The sequence below is a fragment of the Martelella mediterranea genome (genome assembly GCF_004342225.1).
Taxonomy (GTDB): Bacteria; Pseudomonadota; Alphaproteobacteria; order Rhizobiales; family Rhizobiaceae; genus Martelella; species Martelella mediterranea_B.
Genome location: NZ_SMAR01000082.1, coordinates 1 through 4,246 on the forward strand (window position 1 = coordinate 1; position 4,246 = coordinate 4,246).

Consider the following 4,246-nt stretch of genomic DNA (forward strand, 5'->3'; position numbering starts at 1 on the left):
GACGGCGATGAGTGTGATATTTCCATGTCTGAGGAGGACGGACCCTCGCCAATGCAGCCGATTCCGCACCCGACACTCTCGTTGGCACTGAAACTTGCAGCCACTTTTGGCAGCGAGGATGCGTTCATCGCCTGCTTTGGCGCGGCCAGTTCTGTCGTCGTGTTAGGGAATATCGAGCCGCAGGAAGTGGCCCGTACGCAGGATCTCCTGACATTGATCCTCATGCCACCCGGATGGATTGTTGCCTCCGAGGCGAGAATGCTCAAAGGCGAGCCGAACGCGCTCTGCCTGCTGGCTCCCGAGATCACCAATGGGCGGGTTGCTGAACGTGTACTCAATATTTTCGGATCCGACATCCGCACTGCTCTATCGCTTCCTGATCGGCTGTTCGTCCTGGTTCCCAGAGGGTGCGAGCTCCCGCCAGATCTGCAATGCGCCCTGCCTGCGCCAGTGCCGATTGCGCCACTGAGTCGGACGATCTTTGGCGAACATCTGCGCTACAGTCACGGGCTTGTGGATGGAAAAGACCACGCCGCCTTACTTGAGCGAATCCCTGATGAAAAGGCGCTCACGGAACTTCCCGGCTCCGTCCTGTCCGCTGCACTGCGTGCGCCAACAGCGCGCGGGGTCGTGGACCGGCTGTCATCGGCAACGGAGAAATTATCGAAGAGGCAAAAACCGGACGGTCCTCGGCTGGAGGATATGGACGGCAACAGTCCGGCCCTGCAGGCGGCACGGCAGTTGGTCGCCGACCTCGCCGCATGGAAGGAGGGCACGTGCGAATGGTCGGAACTGACGCGGTCAATGATTCTCCACGGTCCTCCGGGAACCGGAAAAACCTGGCTGGCCCGCGCCATGGGCGCAAGCGCTGGTGTCCACTTCGTGCAAGCAAGCTTTGCCGAGTGGCAGAGCACCGGGCATCTCGGGGACATGCTGGCGGCCATGCGTCAATCTTTCGTCCAAGCGATCGAGAAAAAGCCGGCGATCCTGTTCATCGATGAAATCGACGCCGCAGGCAGCCGCTACGACACGGACGCCCATGGCCGCTCATACAGGCGGCAGGTCATCAACGCCGTTCTTGAGCAGATCGATCTGCTGATGCGCGAGGAGGGTATTCTCCTGATCGGCGCCTGCAATGACGTCCATAGTCTTGATCCCGCCATCCTGCGTCCCGGACGTTTCGACCGCAAGGTTCAGGTCCCGCTGCCTGGAAAGGCCGAGATTGCGGGCATTCTGAGATCCCGGCTTCCGGCGGAATTCTCACTGTCAGATATCGATGACCTGGCGCGAACCGCAATCGGCATGACCGCTGCCGATGTGGATGCCGCCGTCAGACAGGCAAAGTCGATCGCACGCAGCCAGAACAGGGCGCTTGAGTTCCACGACCTTCGTAAGCTTATCGGCTATTCCCACTCTGAGGCCGACCAGGCGCTCGACTGGCGCATCGCATTGCATGAGTGCGGCCATGCCATCGTCGCCACCGCGCTCGCGCTCGGCCCGGTCACGCGCATCATGCTGAACCCGCTGGGCGGCGAAACCGTGACGCAGAACCGTCGCAATCAATCCCTGCTGCGTGATGTCCACGCTGGGATCGCGTGCCTGATGGCCGGGCGGGCGGCGGAGCGTCTCGTCCTCGGCGAGATTTCGGCAGGTGCGGGTGGCAGCCGACAGTCGGATCTGGCACGAGCCACGAACATGGCCCTGCAGATCGACCAGCAACTGGGGCTTGGCGCTTATGGCCCTGTATATCGAGGTGATGCCGACGGGCTTGCACTTCATGACCCCGCCCAGAGACAGCGTGTCCAGCAACGACTGGAACAGGCTGAAGCACTGGCTGCCGAGATCCTGCAGAAACACAAACTGCAACTGGAGCATATGGCAAAGGCACTCGTCAGTGAACGTGAGTTGATCGATCCGCAATTGTCAAAGTTGCTGGCGGGCATCGCGTCAGAACCGCTCCTCCTCGAGAATAACATGATCGAGCCGCAACCTGTTGAGCGACAGACAGTGAGCACTGACGACACAGAAGCAGCAGTCGCTCACAAGCCATCAGAACGAGAAACAAACAAGGCGAGCAACACGCGTGATGCGCCATGAGGCGAGAGGCATTTGCCCTCACCAAACCAGTGACGTTTACAGGCGTTTCAGCGCAATCGACATGCATTCTTCACATACGTGGAATCTTTCGTAAGTTTTCTCTTCGTTTTCAACATTTTCGTGCGTTCGGCGCGTTTTTTGGACTCGATAAAATTTGCGCACTCCGGGTAAAATGCTCCCATCAACCACAGCGGAGGCAAGACCTCCACCGGACTGGAGCACTCGGGGCCTATGGCGCGAGAACGGACGAGGCATGTCAAAATCAGGAACAAGGCAGCAGGTGCCACCCGCGCTTTGCCTGTTGACAATGCGGCCGCGCCTTCAGACGATAAAGAAGACTTCTACAATTTCATCCGCGCTCTCGCTCGTGATCAGGCACGCAAGGACCATGATCGCGATCCGTGGTGATTGTTATCCGGAGACCTGCGATGTCCAGTCCCATCCGCGCTGTCATATATGCCCGCTACTCGACCGATCTGCAGCGGGACGCCTCGATTGATGATCAGGTTCGTGCCTGCGATGACTATGCAAAGCGTCAGGGTCTAGATGTAGTCGAGACATATTCCGACCGCGCAACGTCCGGCGCCAGCCTCATGCGCAGCGGAATTCAGAAGTTGATGCGTGATGCCCAGTCGCGGCAGTTCGATCTCGTGATCACGCACGCCCTCGACCGTCTGTCGCGCAATCAGGCCGACATCGCAGGCCTTTATCAAAAACTTCGGTTTGCCGGCGTCATGATCGAGACGGTCTCGGAAGGCAGCATTGATGAGATGCATATCGGCCTGAAAGGCACGATGAATGCCCTCTATCTCAAGGATCTGGGTAAGAAGACACGCGAAGGCCTTCGCGGTCGCGCATCGGCAGGCAAGTCCGCCGGCGGCAGGACCTATGGATATGATGTTGTTGCCATACGCGATCAGACGGGCGAGCCCGTCCATGGAGAACGCGCGATCAATCAGAGCCAAGCGGCCATTGTCCGACGTATTTTTCGCGATTATGCGAATGGCATCTCGCCGAAGAAGATTGCCGAAGCGCTGAACCGCGAACAGGTTCCAGCACCCCGCGGCAAGCACTGGGGGGCCTCAACAATCCATGGAAACCGGGAACGAGGCACCGGCATTCTCAATAATGAACTCTATATCGGACGACTTGTCTGGAACCGGCTTGCCTATATCAAGGATCCCGATACGGGAAAGCGCGTGTCGCGTCCAAACAGGCAAGAGGACCTGACCATCACAGATGTCCCGGATCTGCGCATCATCGACAAGTCCTTGTGGGACGCCGCCAAGGCACGGCAGGGCACGCTCAAAAGCAAGGGAACCGGGACTGCCGTCTGGAACCGGCGGCGCCCACGCACATTATTTTCCGGCCTCATGCGTTGCGGTTGCTGCGGCAGTGGCTTTTCCAAAATACAAAAAGATGCTTTCGGGTGCTCTGCGGCGCGCAACAAGGGCAATACTGTCTGTACCAACATGCTCACCATAAAGCAGCGTGATCTTGAGACCCGTGTCCTTGAGGCACTGACCAATCATCTGATGGAACCAGAAGCTGTCAGGATTTTCTGTGAGGAATATACCGCAGAACGGAACCGGTTGGCCAGTTCAGCGGCATCAGATCGCAAAACCAAGGAGGCAGAGCTCGCCGGGGTCAAAAACGATCATGCCAAACTGGTTGATGCGATTGTCGCCGGCGTGCCTGCCGATCAGGTCAAGGACCGCATGAACGAGCTCGATCGCCGCCGCAAGGCTCTCGAGCACGAACTTGCATCAATCGAAACACCGGAACCGGTCCTGTTCCACCCGTCGATGGCGGCGCGCTATCGCGAACAGATTACAGGGCTCATCGCTGGGCTGAGCGAGGCTGATCAGATGCTGGGGTCGAAGGAAGCGCTGCGCGATCTGATTGAGAAGATTGTTCTGACGCCATCGGAAGACGGGACGGGTCTCGATATCGATTTACATGGCGCGATTGCAGGGTTACTGCATCTTGCGACGGGTGTCTCGGCTAAAAACGACAAAAAGGCCTCACCCTGCAAAAGTGAAGCCTTTGATATAGTTGATAAAACAGTGTTGGTTGCGGGGGCAGGATTTGAACCTGCGGCCTTCAGGTTATGAGCCTGACGAGCTACCGGGCTGCTCCACCCCGCGTT

At 58.4% G+C, this 4,246-nt stretch carries 2 protein-coding genes, 1 tRNA gene and 1 pseudogene; 2 read left to right on the forward strand and 2 right to left on the reverse strand.

Annotated elements, in window-relative coordinates; all coding sequences use genetic code 11:
* Both EDC90_RS20510 and EDC90_RS21395 read left to right on the forward strand, forming a co-directional pair.
* Positions 1–2,097 (forward strand): AAA family ATPase (locus EDC90_RS20510; RefSeq protein WP_207903991.1); only part of this gene is annotated, 2,097 nt, incomplete at its 5' end.
* Positions 2,098–2,525: 428 nt separating this feature from the next.
* Positions 2,526–3,608: pseudogene (locus EDC90_RS21395) on the forward strand (recombinase family protein); the annotation flags it as partial.
* A gap of 99 nt (positions 3,609–3,707) precedes the next feature.
* Here the strand turns inward: EDC90_RS21395 and EDC90_RS21400 are convergent.
* Together EDC90_RS21400 and EDC90_RS20520 are read right to left on the reverse strand one after the other, a co-directional pair.
* Positions 3,708–3,854: a hypothetical protein gene (locus tag EDC90_RS21400; RefSeq protein ID WP_245511161.1), complete on the reverse strand. Its 147-nt coding sequence runs from the start codon at positions 3,852–3,854 to the stop codon at positions 3,708–3,710.
* 313 nt (positions 3,855–4,167) lie between these two features.
* Positions 4,168–4,244 (reverse strand) — tRNA-Met (locus EDC90_RS20520).
* Positions 4,245–4,246: the final 2 nt, after the last annotated feature.